Consider the following 17,557-nt stretch of genomic DNA (forward strand, 5'->3'; position numbering starts at 1 on the left):
TCCCGCATCCGGCGTCTGGGCTCGACGCGGGGGAAGCGGTGTCCGATCCGCAAGAAGAGTTCTTCCAGCTCTTGTTCCCACGCGGAGGCGGGTACGTCATCGATCACATGCGATGGCTGTCCCCGCCGCTGTCACTACACACGGCGCGGTCACTCCTTCGCGGGACAGGCCGGGCGAACCCGCCCCACACCCGGCACCACCCCGCTAGAATCCCCACGCTCAAGCCGTTGACCAGGACATACACCGAAGTCCGGCTGGAGTATTAGACCGTGTCCTACGTGGTGAGGCGGATGAGTCGCTTGTAGCAGCAGAGGGCGGCGGCGAGGCCGAGAAGGGCCAGGTAGCTGCGGGGATTTCGTTCGTAGCGGTGGTTGAGCCGGCGGTAGCCCGTGAGCCAGGACATGGTGCGCTCGATGACCCGCCTTCGGCGGCCGAGTTGTTCGCTGGACTCGATGCCCTTGCGTGCGATGCGGACGCCGATGCGCTTGCCGCGTAGCCATTTGCGCAGGTGAGGAACGTCGTACGCCTTGTCGGGGTGAAGACGCTGAGGCTTGAAGTGCCGGCCGCGGTGTGGGTCGTTTCTCGTTTGGTGACCGGCGACCATGGGTTTCAGCGCGAGGCTGTCGTGGACGTTGGCGGCGGAGACACCGACGACCAGGGGCAGTCCGTTTGCGTCCGACAGGACGTGCATCTTGGAGCCCGGCTTGCCTCGGTCCACGGGGCTCGGGCCTGTGTGTTCGCCCCCTTTTTTTAGCGCGCACGTGGGCGGAGTCGAGGACTGCACGCGACAGGTCGAGCAGGCTGGCGTCGTAGAGCCGGTGCACGATCTCCTTGTGCAGTCGGCCCCACATGCCGGCCCGCGACCAGATCACGAACCTGCGATGGGCCGTCGACTTCGATATCGCGAAGCATGGCGGCAACGCGCGCCAGGCACAGCCGCTGACCAGCACGTAGACGATGGCCGCGAACACCGTCTCATCAGGCGTGTCCTGCGTGCCGCCACCCTGCGGCCGCACCTTCGACGGCGGGATCAACGGATTCGCGATCTCCCACAGTCCGTCCGGAACAATCCAACTCCACGTATCCCGACCCATGATGGGCCCAACGACCGCCTCACCACGTAGGACACGGCCTTAGTGAGCTGAGGATACTTGGTCCGCATCGACTACTGGGCGAGGAGAACCCGTTTCCGGGGCCTTCGCCCGTGCGTCTCGGCCCCCGTGAAGTGCGTGACTCCGCCGTCGAGATCCTGTGAAGAGCCCGGTCGGGTTTCGGCGGTCAGTGGCCGCTGCCGAAGCGCACGCGGCTGGATCATGCTGACCGGCTGCGGGACCATGGCCGGCGCACACTGCCCTCGTACTAATACAGGCCATTGAACTTGACTAGATCACAGGGGTGTTGCTGTTCCTGGATCGCTTCATTATCGTTTCAAGCGAATCACACACGATCTCATTCGGCGGCCGGACGACCCGCGTGGACGAAGGCGGCTGGATCGAGGAAGCCAAGCGTGTGGTGCAGGACAGGCGACCGTTCCGGGTCCGCTGCGACGCGCCGACCGCCAACTGGGCCGGACCAATGTCGCCGGTGTGCCTGTGGCTCGCCGAGGGCCGCAGGCCCACGTCGTACGGCCGCTTCCTCGTTCGACCCCTATCGGCACAGTTCGTACAGTTCGTCGGCGGACCCGAGTTCCAGGGCGGGGCACAGCCGGCGACCTCACCCGAAGGGACCACGCGCCATGAATCCACAACTGGTCTACGAGTTGGCCCACGTCGATCACGCCATCTCGAACCCGGTCGACGACGAGTCCGCGCGCCAACTGCTCCGCCGGACCGTGTACCAGGGGGACGAGCGTGTACTCGACCTCGGTTGCGGTGATGCGGCCTGGCTCCTGTCGGTGCTGGCCGCCCATCCGGGCGTCACGGCGGAGGGAGTTGACATCTCCCTACCTCCCCTGGCCCGGGCCCGCGAGAGGGCGACGGCCCTGGGCGTCGAGGACCGGCTTGTTTTACACCACCGGAGGGCGACGAAGTTCACGTCTCCCCAGCCCTTCGACGCCGTGTTCTGCGTCGGTGCCGCCCATGCCTTCGGCGGCCTCCTGCCCGCCCTTGACGCCATGCACGGGCACCTCACCCCCGGTGGGCGAGTTCTCGTCGGTGACGGCTTCTGGGAGGGGGAACCCAGCCCCGAGGCCCGTGGGATCTTCGGCGACTGCGAGGACTTGGCGACCACCATTGAACTCGTGGAACGCCGTGGCTGGATGTCTGTGTACGGACACGTCAGCACCCGCCAGGAGCTCGACGACTACGAGTGGAACTGGACCGGATCTCTGGCGAAGTGGGCTCTGGACCATCCCGACGACCCGAACAGCGCCATGGCCCTTGCCAAGGCGTCTACCCACCGGTCGGAATGGCTGCGCGATTACCGCAGCTGCTGGGGCTTCCTCACATTGGTACTTCGCCGTACCTCTTAGGCCCCTTGCCGACCGGACAACTGGGCGGGCTGGACTTCACATTTCACAGTTACGAACAAATGTGTAGATGTAAAACTGCTCGCGGCATTTGTTCGGCGAAGTCTTGTCGTGGTCCGAGCAACACTGTGTTCGGGGGCGTCCTCCCTTGGCTCGGCCCCCTGTACAGGGGGCTTTGGACGTGGGTAGGCTCTCGAGTGCGGGGCGCATCTCTGACGTGGAAAGCCCGGTCGGCATACGCAGGAATGGAAGGTCGATTTTTGTATGTTACCTCGGGGCTCATCTGTAGTGGATCTAATTGGAATCGGTTTTGGTCCTTCTAATCTGGCATTGGCGATATCCTTCGAAGAGTCTTCCGCGTTCGAGTCCGAGTCGCCAGGTACGCGCATGGAGTTCTTCGAGAAGCAACCCGTCTTCGGTTGGCATCGCGGCATGCTGATCGAGGGTGCGACCATGCAGGTCTCGTTCCTCAAGGACCTAGTCACCATGCGTAATCCCAGAAGCCGTTACACTTTCACAGAATACCTCAAAGTCAAAAACAGGCTGGTCAGGTTCATCAATAGCAAGACTCTTTTTCCGCTGCGCGTGGAGTTTCACGATTATCTCGACTGGGTTGCCCGGCAATTCGATTCCTTTGTGTCCTACGGTGCCGAGGTCGTCCGCCTCACCCCCGTGATCGAGGACGGCCTCTCGGAATATCTCGACGTAGAGGTCCGCGTGACAGTCGATGGGAGGCAATCAACTGTCGTACGTCGTGCCCGCAACGTCGCTATCGGCACCGGTCTTGTTCCGCGTCTGCCGACCGATGTCGAAGAGTCGAAGAGGGTCTGGCACAGCTCAAGATTACTGGACCGGGTGGCAGAAATGGATGGTGCGCCCAAATGTTTCGTCGTGGTCGGTGCGGGCCAGAGTGCCGCAGAGGCCGCCGAATACCTGCATCGCACTTTCCCGGACGCTGAAGTGAACGCAGTGTTTGCTCGATATGGGTACAGCGTCGCCGACGACAGCCCGTTCGTCAACGAGATATTCGACCCAGAGGCTGTTGACGCATTTTTCTCCGCCTCCCCCGATGTGAAGCAGAGTCTTCTGGACTACCACGGGAATACTAACTACTCGGTCGTCGACCTCGATCTCGCCGAAACTCTGTACCGAACGAGCTATCAGGAAGGCGTTCTCGGGCTGCAGCGGCTGCGAATCCGCAAGATGTCGCGACTTGTCTCGGTGGAAGAACACCCGGACGGCGTGCGGGTGACTTTCCAGAACCTGGCGACAGGCGTGACCGAAGTGATCGAAGCAGACGGTGTTGTCTGCGCCACCGGCTACGAACCGAGTGACCCGATGACCATACTAGGGGACGTACTTCCGGAATGTAGGCGCGACGACCACGGCCGACTCGTACTCGATCGGGACTACCGGGTCGTCACGTCGGACATGATGCGCTGCAGAATCTACGTGCACGGAGCGAGTTCGGAGCACTCCCACGGTCTGGCGGCCGGTCTGCTGTCGAACACCGCTGTTCGGTCCGGAGAAATCACCGACTCGATTCTCAAGAGGTAGGCATGCATGTTCCTCCGGTTTATAAAGCCATAGATCGCAGGCAGATCCGGCATGTGATGGAGCGGTACCCACTCGCCACTCTGGCGACAAACGGCCCTGCGGTGCCGTTCGCGACACATCTGCCCGTGATATTTGCACCCCATGATGATGTCGTCGCCGACGAACTGGCGGGCGCATCGATGTTCGGGCACATGAATCGAGCAAATTCTCATTGGAGTTCTCTCTTCGATTCCATGAGTGCGAAACTGGTCTTTTCCGGGCCGCACGGCTATGTGAGTCCTGCTGTTTACGATACGGTGCCGGCGGCACCGACCTGGAATTTTGTCGCGGTGCACATCGAAGGGACACTGCGTCCCATCACCGACTTCGAGGAGACACTGTATGTCGTCCGGTCGACAGTCTCCGCGTTCGAGCGCACCTTCGGAGACGGTTGGCAAATGGAAGAGTCGCTCGACTACTTTCGGACGATCGGCCCCGCTGTCGGTGCCTTCCGTTTCGAAGTGCGTTCGGTGGAAGCGATGTTCAAGCTCAGTCAGGAAAAGGACATCGGGACTCAGCGAAGGGTTGCCGACCGGTTCGACGTGGAAACCGGCTGCGCCCATGAACTGGCCTCCCTGATGCATGAGTTCACCCTGCCAGTTGATCATGATGCCTGACGAGAAGGGGAACGACGTGCTCACCGAGCCGCTGACTCTATGGGGCGGTGCGGCGTCCCGCGACTGCCTCCTCGATTCATGGGGACGGATCACCTCGGACCAGCCCGAGGCTGTCGCTGTCGTCGATCAGGAAATGACTTTCACCTACGCCCAGTTGGCGGCATGGGTACACGCCATCACCGAGGTGTTGACCCTGCACGGGGTGGAGCACGAAGAGCGGGTCGCGGTGGCGGGACCACGCAGTGCCGCTGTGGTCGCTGCGTTTTTGGCAACGGCGTCCATGGGAGCCACCTATGTGCCCCTCGACGCTGAGTACCCGGCGCGACGGCTCGCGCACATGCTCGAGGACAGTGCGGCAAAGATCCTGCTGTACACCGGGGACGGGCCCACGTTCGAAACCACAGCCACGCTTGTACGCATACCCGAGCCGCCCCGCCCTGGTGAGCCGGTCCCGTTCGCAGGTCGCGACAGCCGACCCGCAGTCTGCCGACCTGAACGGCCTCTCTATGTCATCTACACCTCCGGCACCACGGGATGGCCCAAAGGCGTGGCAGTCCCCCACAGCTGCCTGGACAACATGGCCGCCTGGCAGGTCAGTCATTCGCGCCGGACGGATCTGCGCACCGGCCAGTTCGCACCGCTCAACTTCGACGTCTGGTTCCAGGAGGTGCTGGGAACCCTCTGCGGCGGGGGCACGCTGTTCGTCCTACCGGAGAGTCTAAGGCGAGACCCCTTCGAGCTGCTGAGCTGGCTCCGCCGGCACAGGATCGAGCGACTGTTCCTGCCCTACCTCGCGCTGAACATGCTGGCGGTGGCAGCCTCGGTGGAAGACTCCCTTGACGATTTGGCGCTGTCGGAGATCAACACAGCAGGGGAGCAGGTCGTCTGCACGCCCACCATCCGCGAATTGTTCCAGCGGCTGCCGGACTGTCGGCTGAACAACCACTACGGGCAGAGCGAGTCCGCGATGGTCACCGCTCATATTCTGGACGGGCCCAGCGACGCCTGGCCCTCGCTGCCGCCGATCGGAACCCCACTGCCGGGCTGTGAGCTGCTGATCGATCCGCTGGATCCGGCGGAACCCAATGTGGGCGAGCTGTTGGTGGCCGGACTCCCGGTCTCCCTGGGCTATCTCAACCAGGAACCCCTCAACAGGGAGCGGTACATCACGCTCGAGCCGACACCCGAGGGACATACTCGGGCCTTCCGAACCGGCGATATGGTCCGGTTCGGGGGAGGCGTTGTGTACTTCCTCAGCCGGATGGACCAGGACGTGAAGATCCGTGGTGTCCGGGTCAATCTGCTGGAGGTGGACGCCTGGCTGCTGGAGCAGACCGGAGTGGTCGAAGCCGTATGTGTCGCGATCGAGGCGAAGGAAGGGGTTCGCACGCTGCGTGCGGTCATCATGGTGAAGGGGGATGGGGTGCCGGTGGATTCCGACGTACTGATGGCCGAGCTCGCGGATGTGCTGCCCGCGGCTTCGGTGCCGACGTCGATCACCGTGGTGGACGCGCTCCCCCGTTCACCGAGCGGGAAGATCGATCGGGACCAGGTCGCCGGGTCGTTGCTGCGGCATTTCTCGTAGCAGCGCGGATGACGACGAGGGATCTCAAGACGTCCGAGGTGTTGAGAGACGGCACCGATGAGGTGGTGCTCCCGGTCCGGGTGCCGTTCGCGGCACTCCTGCCGTGGCTCTCCCGCCACCGAGGCAAGACCGTTGTCATCAAATTCGGTGGCAATGCCATGGTCGACGAGGAGTTGAAGGCGTCCTTCGCCGAGGATATAGCATTCCTCCACCACGCTGGCCTCAGGCCCGTCGTGGTGCACGGCGGCGGCCCGCAGATCAATGCCGCACTCGATCGGTACGGCATAGTCACCGAGTTCAGGGCCGGGCTGCGGGTCACCACTCCCGAAGTCATGGATATCGTGAGGGGCGTGCTTGTCGGTCAGGTCCAGCGCGAACTCGTCGGGCTGCTCAACCGGCACGGCCCGCTCGCCATCGGCATGACCGGTGAGGACGCCCGTACCATCACCGCGACCCGGCACCGACCGGAGATCGACGGAGAGCCGGTCGACATCGGCCGTGTCGGCGAGATCACGGACATCGACACCGGTGCGGTCGAGGCGCTCCTCCTGGACGGCCGGATCCCGGTCTTCTCCTCCATCGCCTGCTCCGCCGACGACCATCACGTCTACAACGTCAATGCTGACACAGTGGCCGCCACGCTCGCCGTTGCTCTGAAAGCCGAAACACTGATGGTGCTGACCGATGTCGAAGGGCTCTACGAGGACTGGCCCAAGAGCGACGAGGTGATCAGCGAACTGAGGGCGAAGGAGCTGGAGAGTCTGCTGCCCGGGCTTTCCAGTGGCATGGTCCCCAAAATGGAGGGCTGCCTGCGTGCGGTGCGGAACGGAGTCGGCAGCGCCCGCGTCATCGACGGCCGCGTCCATCATTCCGTCCTGCTGTCGATTTCGACGTACGAGGGCGTGGGCACCACTGTGGTGCCTGACTAGGCCCGGACTTCGCCATTCACCGTTTCAGGTCTGTGGCAGCGAGTTTGCCTGATGGCGGTGTCGAGGAGATCAAGGAGGTGGAGTTGGACACCGACGTCCAGCACGTTCTGGCCGAAGTGCCACGCCACGGCGGGGATGCCTTGTTCGTTCTCGGTGACGGTCCAGCGCTGGCAGGACGTGACGCGGCGCTTGGCGGCGATCACGCCGATCCGGGCGGCGGTCTTCTCGCGGGTCTTGCAGTGACGTCCGCCGGCCGCAGCGGCTTGACTCTGTCGGGGATCTTGGAGTGGTCGAGGTCAGGTGCCCAGGGTTCGCCAGGATTTCAGTCGGGGCAGCTCGCGCTGGTCGAGGTAGTTCTGGAAGGCAGTCGGTCGGCGGGGTGCAGGTGCGTCCTCAGCAGGTGGCAGTTTGCTGAGGCGCTCGATGTTGACGGCGATGGCCGTCAGGACGTGTTGGATGTGGGCTTTCCCCTGTCCTCGGTAGCGGCAGCGTCGCATGCCGTGTCCGTGGGCGAACTCGTTGACCGTGCCCTCCACTCCGGAGCGGATCGCGTAGCGGGCCTTCCATTCGGGCGTCTGCTGCTCTGTTCGGACACGGAGTTGCAGATCGCGGAGTTCTCGCGGGGGAAAGCCCACCGTGCGGGCGCTGTCTGCGGTGCTGGTGCACTGCGCGCGGGTTGGGCAGGGGCGGCACTGACTCTTGGTGAACCTGGCCCCGATCAGCGGAGCCGCGGTGGGTGAGGATGTCGGGTAGGGGCCGTGCCAGCCGGCGCTGACCTGTCCCTGGGGGCAGGTGACCTGTTGGCGGTCGTAGTCGATGTGGAAGTCGTCCCGGGCGAAGCCCTCGTTCCGACGGTGCTGGCGGGTGGGGTTGCTGTTCAGCGGCCCGGAGACGGTGACCTGGTGGTCACGGGTGGGGCTTGTTCCAGGTGGGGCAGGGAGGTGTAGCCAGCGTCGACCAGGTGATCGGCGGGCAGCAGTCCGCGACGGGCCAGGCGGGTGTGGATGCCGGGCAGGACCTTGCTGTCGTGGGTGGTGGCCGCGGTGGTGGCCACGTCCGTGATCACGTTGGGGCTGTCGGGAGCACAGGTCTCGGTCAGGTGAGCGGTACACCCCTTCCAGCTGATGATGTGTCCATGGCGTGCGTAGCGGGCCGAGGTGTCGTAGGGGGAGACGATCGCCCGGGACGAGGGCGGCAGTCCGGGACCGTCTTCCTTTTCGGCGGTGCGCCAGCGCAGGTGTCCTGTGGTGTCATGGTGGTAGTTCTGCACGATGATCTGGCGCAGGGCCTGGACGCGAGGGCCGGACGCGCGGGCTGCTCCGTGCTGGTAGAGGTGTTCCAGGAGCCGGACAGCATCACTTCCGGTGGCAAGGATCCTGGTCTTGGGCCTGGTGGGGTTCTTGCCCAGGCGGACCGGCCGCCCGTAGCGGCGCCCCCAGTCCTCGTCGACCAGTTCGTCCAGCAGGTGAGGGGCGGTGCCGGCGACTTCTTCGAGTGCGGCGCGGACCGCCTCGGTGATCAGCTCCAGGCGGGTCAAGTCGCGCACCAAGGCCAGGACGTGGGTGGAGTCGGTTCGCTGCGTGGTGCGCTCGCGCACCAGTCCGGCCTCCTTGAGGCGGGTCAGCGCGAGGTCGAGGAGGCGGTCGGCGCGGTCATCTTCGGCGAGACGGTCGCGGAAATCGGCCAGCACGCTGTGGTGGAAGCCGGGGTCATCCAGCTCCATGGCCATCGCGTACTTGAAGTCGATGCGGCAGCGGACCGCCTCGGCGGCCTGCCGGTCCGACAGACCGAGCAAGAACTGCAGCACACAGACGGTGGCCAGTTGAGCAGGCGAGAGACCCGGACGCCCGTCACGCGGGTACCAGTCCGCGAAGTCCTCGTCGCACCACAGCCCATCCAGCCGATCGCGCACCCATATCGCCGTTGTACCAGCCGGGTTGCTCGCCCGCGCGATCCGCGCAGTCAGAGGCGGAACTTGCTCACCGGAACGGGGGCGAAGGGACAACGGGCACCTCGACAGCTGCATCGGTCGGCGGAACTATCCGAGCATGCCCCGTCGATCGTGCTGCCGCACCGGGAAACTCCAAGATCCCCGAAAGAGTCAAGCTCAGGGCCTTGCCAATCTTGTCGGGCTCGCGGGGGCCGGCGGGCCGGTCACCCACCGCCCCGTCCCGCGCTGTCAGCGGTGCAGGACGATCGGGAGACTGCTGATCCCACTCAGGAAGTTGGAGTAGAATCTGCCAACCGATCCGCTGAGCTCGGCCCGCGACACCTCCACCCGCACTGCGCTGAACAGGGCTTCGAGCTCCAGCCTGCCAAGCTGCGCACCGACGCAGAAGTGCGGGCCGAAACCGAAACTCACGTGCCGGTTCGGCCAGCGAGAGCAGTCGAAAGCTGTTGGGTCGGTGAACACCTCTTCGTCCACGTTGGCCGAAGAGTTCCACAGAGTCACTACGTCGCCCTCGGCGATCTTCCGGCCACCCAACACGGTGTCCCGCAGTGCTGTGCGGCCCACGTGGATGGCGGGGGTGGTCCATCGCATCACCTCTTCGACCAGTCGGTCGACCTGAATGTCGCCGTTCTTGAACCGCTGCCACTGCTCCGGGTGTTCGATCAGCGCGAGCAGTCCGCCGACCATGCTCAGCCGGGTGGTCTCGTCGCCACCGAGGACGAGAGAGTAGCAGTTGAAGACGATCACGTCGTCCGGCACCGGCCGCCCGTCGACCTCACTGGTCGTCAGCATGCTGACGAGGTCATTGCCCGGAGAGCCACGCAGTTTCCGGGCGTGCTGTGCGAAGTACACCAGGATCTCGCTCTGTGCGAGCTGCGCGTCCCGCTGGGTCTGACCCGGTGCGTCCGAACCGAGTGCGGAGTTCGACAGCCCCATGATGTACGCGCTGTCCGCCGCCGGGACACCCAGCAGCTCGCAGATGGCGGCGATCGGGATATGTGCCGCGACGTCCTTGGCGAAGTCACACGAGCCGCGCTCCACGGCCTGCGCCAGCAGCTTCCCGGTGGCCGCACGGATCGAGTGGCCCAGTTGGTCCAGGACCTCGGCGGAGAAACCATGCTGGACTGTCCGGCGCATTCCACGGTGCTGTTCGCCGTCGGAGACCGCGAGCATCCGGCCGGAGGAGGAATCACCGCCGTGCAGCAAGGTGTCCATGACGTTCCCCTCGGTGGAACCGAAGAAGTCCGGCTGCCGGTACACGGACATCACGTCGGCATGCCGGGAGACGACCCAGAAGCCTTGCTGGCCCGGGACATGGTCATGCCGGGCGACCGGCTCCCGGGCGCGCAGCCTCTCCCACATCGGAGCGAGGTCGTGCTCGGCGTGGACGATTGGATCCGCGAGGTTCACGCTCGCCAATTCGGTGACCGGTGATCGCTCGGGTGCGGTCGGGAGTGTGCCGCTCACAGGCTCTGCCCCGTCGAGAGGTCGGTGGGAGGTCCGAACTTGAAACCGCCGAACCCTGTTAGCCGCGAGGCGGACTCCTCGGTCGGTGCTCGCAGGCTGAGCTGGGACCACGGGGTCTCCGGAGTGTTGGACAACTCGGCAAGCCCGAGCCGCCACTGATCGAGCAAGAGCTGCGCGGTGTCCTCACGGTAGAGATCGCGGTCGTATTGGAGGATCAGCGTGAGTCCGTCCGCGTGCTCGCAGCCCTGGAAGGACAGGTCGCACAGGCCCGAGTCCAGCGGTACGACGCGGCCGGACAGTGTCAGACCGGGTGCAGTGCCAGCCTCGCTCTGGCTGTAACAGGTGACGAAAACGTCGAAGAGTGCGTTGCGCAACGGCTCGCTCCGCACCTCGAGCCCGGCCACCAGCCGGTGGAACGGAAACCTGGCCTGGTCGATCGCCTCATGCATCAGCTCGGCTACATCGCCGATCAGATTGGAGCAGGAGCCCGGCCGGAGCCGGAGCCGGAGCGCCGCCGTGTTTGCGCAGTTGGTGACGTGCTCGGTCAGATCGAGCTGGCCGCGCAGATTGACGGGCGTACCGACGCAGATGTCGTCCTGCCCGGTGGAATGGTTCAGGAGGACGGCCACCGCGGCGGCCAGCGGAGCGGCCAGTCCGGTGCGCGCCTGCTTTGCGATATCACGCAGCCTCTGCGTGATGTCCTGGCCGAGCTCGACCTGAATCGCCGAGGTACGGCGCCCGCCGAGGTGGACCCGCGCGTAATCGACGGGCAGCCGCAGCGGCGCGGGAGCCGGCAGGAGCCGCTGTCGCCATTGCTCCAGCTGACAGTCGAAAGCTCCCTCGTCCAGCAGCGCCGACTCGGTGTGGCCGACCCGCAACGGGTCACGTGTCAGCGGGGCAACCACCGCCGAGCTCTGCGGTTCGCCCACTGGCGTGGCCGCTTCGTACGCCGCGACCAGATCGCGAGCGAGTACGTCGATGCCCGGTCCGTCACACACGATGTGGTGGGCTACGGTCAGCAGCTCGTCTCGGTGGCCCGGCAGGCGCAGCAGGGTCGTGCGCAGAGCGGGACCAGCGGCAAGGTCGAACGGTTGGTTGGACCGCACGCGTACGGCCTCGGCGCGGGCCGCCTCGGGGTCCGGTTGTGAACGGAGATCCAGCGTTTCCAACGGAAGTTCCGGACCGTCGAGAGCCACCTGCGGGACGCCCTTCACCCCGCGGATCGTCGCTCGCAGCATCGGGTGGCGCAGCTGAAGGGCGGCGAGTGCCTGGCGCAGCCTGGCCGGATCGGGGTCGCCGCCACAGGTGAACAGGGCGGGGACATTGTAGGCCGCCTCGTCCTCGGGACGGGCCTGCTGGAGCAGCCACTGCCAGGCTTGGACGGGCAGCAGGCCCAGTTCGTCGCCAGCACCGGCCCTCGTGCCCGCCGTGGTGGCGGGGACATGTTCGGCGATGCGGGCTGTGAGAGTGCGAGGGGTGGGGCATTCGAAAAGGTCGCGAGCGCGGACCTCGACCTGGTAGCGGTCCTTGAGCTTGGCGGCGATCTCGGCGACGCCGAGGCTGTGGCCGCCGGCGACGAAGAAGTCTTGGTCGGGTGCGATCTCAGGAACGCGCAGCACGGTGGCGAAGACGGCACGGACTCCGGTCAGCATCTCCTCGTCGGCACCCGGGGCGGACACTGTCCCGGCAGGCGCATCAGGCAGCGGACAGGCAGCCAGTACCGCGCGGTCGATCTTCCCGTTCGGGGTGTACGGCACCTGGACGAGCGGCACGAAGGCGCTCGGAATCATGTAGTACGGCAGCACGGCGGCGAGATGTTCGCGCAGTTCGGCGGCCGACGGCAGCTCCGCGCCCGGCAGCGGGATGAGATGGGCCACCAGCAAGCGCTCGCCGGTGGCCTCGTGCAGCACGGCTATAGCCGTGTCGATCCCGGGCAGCCTGGCGAGCACGGTCTCGACCTCGCCGAGTTCGACGCGGAAACCGCGTAACTTGACCTGGTTGTCCCTCCGGCCACGGAAGTCGATGTTTCCGTCGGGGCGGAAACTGGCGAGGTCCCCGGTTCGGTACAGCGTTCCGTCTGGGTCGAGTTCCGGCACGACCACGAACTTTTCCGCGGTCGTCCGCGGCAGTCCGACGTAGCCCGCGCCGACGCCGAGCCCGCCGATGTAGAGCTCGCCGACGGCGCCGGGTGCGGCGTTCCCGCCCCACGGGTCGAGCAGCCACATACGGAGGTTGGACATTGGCCGCCCGATCGTGGGAGCAGGTTCATCCGAGCCCGCACGGCAGTAGTGCCAGGACTGCAGCGCCGTTGCCTCGGTGGGCCCGAAGGCGTAGATCATGTCGCGGCCCGGTTGCCAGCGGTCGACCAGTTCCTGGCTGAACAGCTCGCCTGCGGTGATTACCGTACGGATGTCGGGGAAGTCCTTCGGGTCGAGGCGCGCCAGCAGGGGGGAGAAGGGGAAAAAGGTGTCCGTTCTGGTGGCCCGGACACATGAGGCCAGTCCGTCGGCAGAGATCATCGGGTCGTCGAAGGGGACGACAGCGGCGCCGGCATACAGGGGGGCAAGCAGCTCCCAGACGGACGCGTCGAATCCAGGGCTGGCCAGACTCAGCGAACGCCGGCCAGGGGCGAGTCCGAACTGTCGTGCGGAGACGTACATCAGATTGCGCAGGCCGATCTCCCGGATGGCCACACCCTTCGCGTCGCCGGTGGAGCCGGACGTGTGCATCACGTAAACCACCGAGTCCGGGGGAACCTGGGCCGGCCAGGGATTCGGCTCGGCCGGACGGCCGTCCTCGGTCTCCAGGGACACTGAGATCTGACGTGCCTGCGGGAGAAGGTCTGCGGTCGAGGGCACCGTGATCACAGTCGGCCGCTCCGCGCTGACGATCTGCGCGATGCGGTGTGGCGGGTAGGCGGGGTCCACTGGGACGCAGACGACACCCATCCCCAAAACGGCCATCCAGGCGACCACCAGCTCCGCGGAGCGGGGCAGGCAGACGTAGACCGAATCGCCCTGGCGGAGCCCGGCACTTGTCAGGTTGTCAGCCAACTGGCGGGCCAGCTGCCGCAGTTCGTCTCGGCTGATCACCCGGTCGCGGGTGATCACGGCCGGTGCCTGCGGGTCCTCGTCGGCGAGGTCGGCCAGCCACTGGGCCACCGTTCGATCCGATACCTCTCCCACCGTGTCATTCAACTCCACCACCAGCAGGCGACGTTCGTCGGCGGTGAGGAACGGCAGCCGGGCCAGGGGAGCGTCGGCGTTGCCGGGGTCGGCGAGGAACCCGGCGACCCTGACGATCATCTCCGCGAGACGCACAGGAGTCGCGGCGCGGGACCACGCGGTACCCGTGCTGACCGTGAGTCGGGGGCCCTCGCCGCCTGTTCCGAGCCGGACGAGGAGGTCCGCCTCGGGGAGTTCGGGGCAGTCTCCGGAGAGGTCGATCACCCGGGTGGCCTGCTCGATCGGGGTCGGTTCGGTCCGGGAGAGCGCCGTACGAGCGGTTTCCAGCAAGGTACCGGACACCGCCGCAGGTGTGGTGGACACCCGGAACGTGGCGGCCGAGCCGTTGTGCCAGACTGTCAGCTCCTGGTCGGCGTCGCCGTCGAAGTGGCCGAGCACCGCGGCTGCAGCGGTGATCAGCATGGTCTGATCCAGGCTGGCCGGTTCGTCCTGAGCGCGGGTCGTCGGCTCGTCGGAAGTCATTGCGGGTGTCCTCTCAGGTGTACTGGTGGAGGCGTCGCCGACCCGTGGTCGAGCGGAACGGACGGGTGGGTCAGCCGATCAGCCGGGGGGTGGCGGTCCGGCGCAGGCTGAGCGACTTGCGCAGGTCGTGCGTGACGTTGATCCGCTTCAGCCAGCGGTCGGTGCCGTCGTAGCGGGCGGCGAAGGAGCTGCGCGCGTGCACGACCCGGTGGTTGTTCAGGAAGACGAAGTCGCCCGGTCCCAGCGGGCAGGGCTGACGCGCCCGGTCGAGGAGGTCGTTTGCCAGGGCGAAGGCCCGGGCCGCCTCCTCGTCGTTCTCCACCGCCGTCATATGGGTGGCGTCGAAGCGGAGTAGGGGATCGGAGTGCGAGCCGAACAGTACGGAGACCGGTTCGCGGTTGTTGATCAGTTGCTCAATGCTCGCGAAGACTAGCTGGTCCGCCGCGTCCCGGACTGTGTTGTTCTTCGGCAGATGGGAACTGTCGGGAACAATGTGGAACCGCTCGGCGTGGAGGACGTTCAGGTCCGCCCGGGAGAGCTCACCGAAGTCGGCCTCGGACACGACGACAGGAACGGCGTCCGGATTGCGCAGCGAGGCGAGGACGATGTAGTCGGCCCGGTAAGGGTGGAAGGCGTCCTCGGTGTGCAGGGTGAGAGCCTTCTGGCTTCCGGTGCCCAGCAGTTGGTTCTCGTACTGCTTGATCGGGAACACATCGTTGACCAGATGGCCGTCCTGTTGAGTGGCCCAGCCGAAGGGCTCGCCGAGCAGAGCGGCGTAGAGCACCAGTAGCAGTTCCTCCGGGAACTCATGGTGCGGTCGCGCTTCGTCCTTCCAGTGCGGAGGCGTCGGGCCGATGCGTCCGTCGTCCACCAAGTGTCCGCTGACGGTGCAGAAGCCGCTCGACTGGTCCAGGGCGAAGGCGCGCAGGAACCGCTGTGCCCGTGGCGGGAGCTGAGCGGCCAGCAGCGGTGCCTCCTGCATTAGTTCAGGATCGTCCGCGGCGCAGAAGTGTCCGGAGAGGTCCAGAACCAGTTCGGCGGTATGCGCCGCCTCTTCCGTGGTCAGCCTGAGTACGGTCTGGCTGTTGGTATCTGTGATGGTCGCCATGACTCCTTCTTGGCTTCGTACCGTGGGTTTCGGTGGTGAGTGCTCCTCGCGGCGACCCGTGCGGTTAGCCTGGCGTCGCCGACGCGTCGACGTCGGCGGTGGTCCGACGAGGCTCATGGATGACGGCGTGCGTGTCCGTAGCGTGGTAGAGGTAGCCACCGGCGAAGGCGTGCACCATGGTGCCGATCGCCGAACAGGCGCTCCACTCTTGGATGCGAACGTGTGCCACCCCCTAATCCGCCTCCTCCCGCCAGCCCTCGACCGGGCAGGGACGTAGCCGCCGCGGACAGCCAGGCCGCCTTGTAATGGCCGGGTGAAGAACCGGACCAGCCGTCGTGCGCCCGACATACACAGGGACAGAGCCCTGAGCGATCAGCTGAGCCGCCAACTTGTGGTCACCGAGTTCGGCCGACCCGCTGCCGTGGGACTGCCGGTGTGGGGCCCGGGGCGCCGAGGTGATGAAGTGTCTGGGCCAGCCTTGATGGGTGCCCAAGGCCACCGTCACTTCATGGCTGAGCAGCGCTCCCATGTTGTGTCCCCAGAGGTACCACAGATCGCGCCGGGCGGAAGGGGCCGGGATCAACTGCCCGGGATTCTCATTCATCTTGGTGGCCGGTAGCTCCTGCAAGCGGCTCTCCCGCCCTGGGATCCGGACCGCGAGCAGTGCGACGCGTGGTCCGAGCGACTCTGGCCAGTGCCTGAACTGCTGTGCGCCCGAGCCGGGGTGCGGCAGGCATAGGAGGAGGGTGCGGGCCGTCCTCGGTGTGTTCCAGGAGACGAGCCACGGCTCGGGGCCGGTCACCGCCACCCCCTCTGGTCCGTGACGGCGACGCTCACGCCGACGGCGAGGAAGGCGCGTCGAGGGCAGAGTCGTCGTGGTGGGCTGCCACCTCGGACTTGCTGCCCTTGCCTGCTGTGCCGTGGCGCAGCGCGGGCAGACACAGGAGGGTGATCGCCGTCAGGCCAAGTCCGGCGATTACCAGCGCGGTCCTCGGGGAGACAGCCGAGACGACAAATCCGCCGACCGCGTACGCGAGCGCACTGCCGGCGAAGGCGGCTGAGGAGAAGGCGCCTCCCACACGACCCAGCATGTCCGGTGGGACGCTCTTCTGGAGGAGTGTCTCTTCGCCGATCAAGGCGATGCTGTTGCCCACGCCGGCCAGAGCCTGCGCTGCCACCGCGATGCCCAGGATCGGCGCCACGCCGGTCAACGCGATCCCCAGGCCGGCGATGATCCAGCCGCTGGCCAGCAGCGCCACAGGCGAGAAGTTCGCGGTGGGGCGGGTCAGCCATAGCGAAGCGGCGACCATGGCGACGCCTGAACCGGTGCCGAGCAGGCCGAAGCCAAGTGCGCCAGCGCCGAGTTCGCGCGCCAGGAAGATCAGGGCGATGTTGTCCAGTGACGCGAACATGATTCCGAAAAGCAGAAGCAGGAAGATCGCCCGAGCCGTCCGGTGCTGCCAGGTGAAGGCGATGCCCGCCCCGATTCCGGTCAGGAATCCGGGCCGCGTACCGCCGTCCGTAGCGTGGGGCTCCATCTTGGGCATGCCCAGCATGAGCGCGCCGCCGATGAAGAAGGTGACGGCGTTGACCAGCAGGGCGCCGCGGGGCGCGAAGGCCGCAGCGAGAGCGCCGCCGAGTACTGGTCCGACGGCGGCCTGAAGATTGAACGCGGTGCCCATCCAGGCGTTCGCGGGCATCAGCTGGGACTTTTCGACCAGCCGCGGCATCACGGTGCGGCCTGCGGCGCCGAAGATGGTGGCAAGCGCGGAGGCCAGCGCGACGAGTGGTACCAGTAGCGCGACCCGGGTCGGTACGAGAGCGATGGCGATGAAGATGACGCCCTGCCCCAGCTCGGCGAGGATCAGCAGCCGCTTGACCTCGAAGCGGTCGGGCAGAGCTCCGGCGATCGGTCCGAAGAACCGTGGGACCGCCTGGGCGAGCAGCAAGGTCGCGACTCCGGTGGCGCCCGCCCCGCTGCCGGTGATGAGGAGGAGCAGCGCGACCGCAGCCACGCCGTCACCGACCAGGGAGACCGAACGGGCGGACCAGTATCGACCGAATGCCGGATTCGTGCGGAATAACTGGAGTGAATTCACTCAGCTCCTCTTTCCCGGGGGTGTGGATGTT

At 66.1% G+C, this 17,557-nt stretch carries 15 protein-coding genes; 5 read left to right on the forward strand and 10 right to left on the reverse strand.

The window, feature by feature from the left end; all coding sequences use genetic code 11:
- Nucleotides 1-274: 274 nt before the first annotated feature.
- Nucleotides 275-1,094, reverse strand: a protein-coding gene (locus tag AB0F29_RS37885) for an IS5 family transposase (RefSeq protein WP_361882442.1) whose coding sequence is annotated in 2 segments (ribosomal slippage) — nucleotides 275-751 and nucleotides 753-1,094 — 819 coding nt in all. Because the reading frame shifts where the segments join, the coding sequence is not laid out codon by codon here.
- Nucleotides 1,095-1,735: 641 nt separating this feature from the next.
- On the opposite strand from AB0F29_RS37885, the gene AB0F29_RS37890 reads away from it, so the two are divergent.
- The 5 genes from AB0F29_RS37890 to argB all read left to right on the forward strand — a co-directional run bounded on the left by AB0F29_RS37890 (nucleotide 1,736) and on the right by argB (nucleotide 7,194).
- Nucleotides 1,736-2,470, forward strand: coding sequence for a methyltransferase (locus tag AB0F29_RS37890; RefSeq protein WP_361882445.1), 735 nt, complete (start codon nucleotides 1,736-1,738; stop codon nucleotides 2,468-2,470).
- Between the two features lie 261 nt (nucleotides 2,471-2,731).
- Nucleotides 2,732-4,024, forward strand: a complete 1,293-nt coding sequence (locus AB0F29_RS37895) for a SidA/IucD/PvdA family monooxygenase (RefSeq protein WP_361882448.1) — start codon at nucleotides 2,732-2,734, stop codon at nucleotides 4,022-4,024.
- A 2-nt stretch (nucleotides 4,025-4,026) separates the two neighbouring features.
- Entirely contained in the window at nucleotides 4,027-4,680 is a 654-nt protein-coding gene (locus AB0F29_RS37900) for an FMN-binding negative transcriptional regulator (protein WP_361882451.1), read from the forward strand.
- 16 nt (nucleotides 4,681-4,696) lie between these two features.
- A complete protein-coding gene (locus AB0F29_RS37905; RefSeq protein WP_361882454.1) occupies nucleotides 4,697-6,265 on the forward strand; it encodes an AMP-binding protein in 1,569 nt (522 codons plus the stop codon).
- Between the two features lie 8 nt (nucleotides 6,266-6,273).
- Complete coding sequence (argB, locus tag AB0F29_RS37910; protein WP_361882457.1) at nucleotides 6,274-7,194, forward strand: acetylglutamate kinase; 921 nt, start codon at nucleotides 6,274-6,276, stop codon at nucleotides 7,192-7,194.
- Here the strand turns inward: argB and AB0F29_RS37915 are convergent.
- From AB0F29_RS37915 to AB0F29_RS37955, 9 genes are all read right to left on the reverse strand, one after another.
- The gene (locus AB0F29_RS37915; protein ID WP_361882460.1) at nucleotides 7,191-7,397 is read right to left on the reverse strand and encodes a hypothetical protein; all 207 of its coding nucleotides are present in this window, start codon (nucleotides 7,395-7,397) and stop codon (nucleotides 7,191-7,193) included. The genes argB and AB0F29_RS37915 overlap by 4 nt on opposite strands.
- Before the next feature lie 93 nt (nucleotides 7,398-7,490).
- A complete protein-coding gene (locus AB0F29_RS37920) occupies nucleotides 7,491-8,075 on the reverse strand; it encodes a transposase (protein ID WP_361882548.1) in 585 nt (194 codons plus the stop codon).
- Nucleotides 8,072-9,106: a transposase gene (locus AB0F29_RS37925; RefSeq protein WP_361882463.1), complete on the reverse strand. Its 1,035-nt coding sequence runs from the start codon at nucleotides 9,104-9,106 to the stop codon at nucleotides 8,072-8,074. Before AB0F29_RS37925 ends, AB0F29_RS37920 begins: the two co-directional genes overlap by 4 nt.
- A 267-nt stretch (nucleotides 9,107-9,373) precedes the next feature.
- A complete protein-coding gene (locus AB0F29_RS37930) occupies nucleotides 9,374-10,612 on the reverse strand; it encodes a cytochrome P450 (protein ID WP_361882466.1) in 1,239 nt (412 codons plus the stop codon).
- On the reverse strand, nucleotides 10,609-14,319 hold the full coding sequence (locus AB0F29_RS37935) for an amino acid adenylation domain-containing protein (RefSeq protein WP_361882469.1): 3,711 nt from the start codon (nucleotides 14,317-14,319) through the stop codon (nucleotides 10,609-10,611). The genes AB0F29_RS37930 and AB0F29_RS37935 overlap by 4 nt, the downstream gene beginning before the upstream one ends.
- A gap of 70 nt (nucleotides 14,320-14,389) precedes the next feature.
- Entirely contained in the window at nucleotides 14,390-15,427 is a 1,038-nt protein-coding gene (gene gntD, locus AB0F29_RS37940) for a guanitoxin biosynthesis L-enduracididine beta-hydroxylase GntD (protein ID WP_361882472.1), read from the reverse strand.
- 64 nt (nucleotides 15,428-15,491) lie between these two features.
- Nucleotides 15,492-15,656 carry a hypothetical protein gene (locus tag AB0F29_RS37945; protein ID WP_361882475.1) on the reverse strand — a complete coding sequence of 55 codons (165 nt, stop codon included), beginning with the start codon at nucleotides 15,654-15,656 and terminating at the stop codon, nucleotides 15,492-15,494.
- A gap of 3 nt (nucleotides 15,657-15,659) precedes the next feature.
- On the reverse strand, nucleotides 15,660-16,235 hold the full coding sequence (locus AB0F29_RS37950; RefSeq protein WP_361882478.1) for a thioesterase domain-containing protein: 576 nt from the start codon (nucleotides 16,233-16,235) through the stop codon (nucleotides 15,660-15,662).
- A gap of 25 nt (nucleotides 16,236-16,260) precedes the next feature.
- Nucleotides 16,261-17,526, reverse strand: a complete 1,266-nt coding sequence (locus tag AB0F29_RS37955) for an MFS transporter (RefSeq protein ID WP_361882481.1) — start codon at nucleotides 17,524-17,526, stop codon at nucleotides 16,261-16,263.
- Nucleotides 17,527-17,557 lie beyond the last annotated feature (31 nt).

It is taken from the genome of Streptomyces sp. NPDC026589 (assembly GCF_040638385.1).
GTDB lineage: Bacteria > Actinomycetota > Actinomycetes > Streptomycetales > Streptomycetaceae > Streptomyces.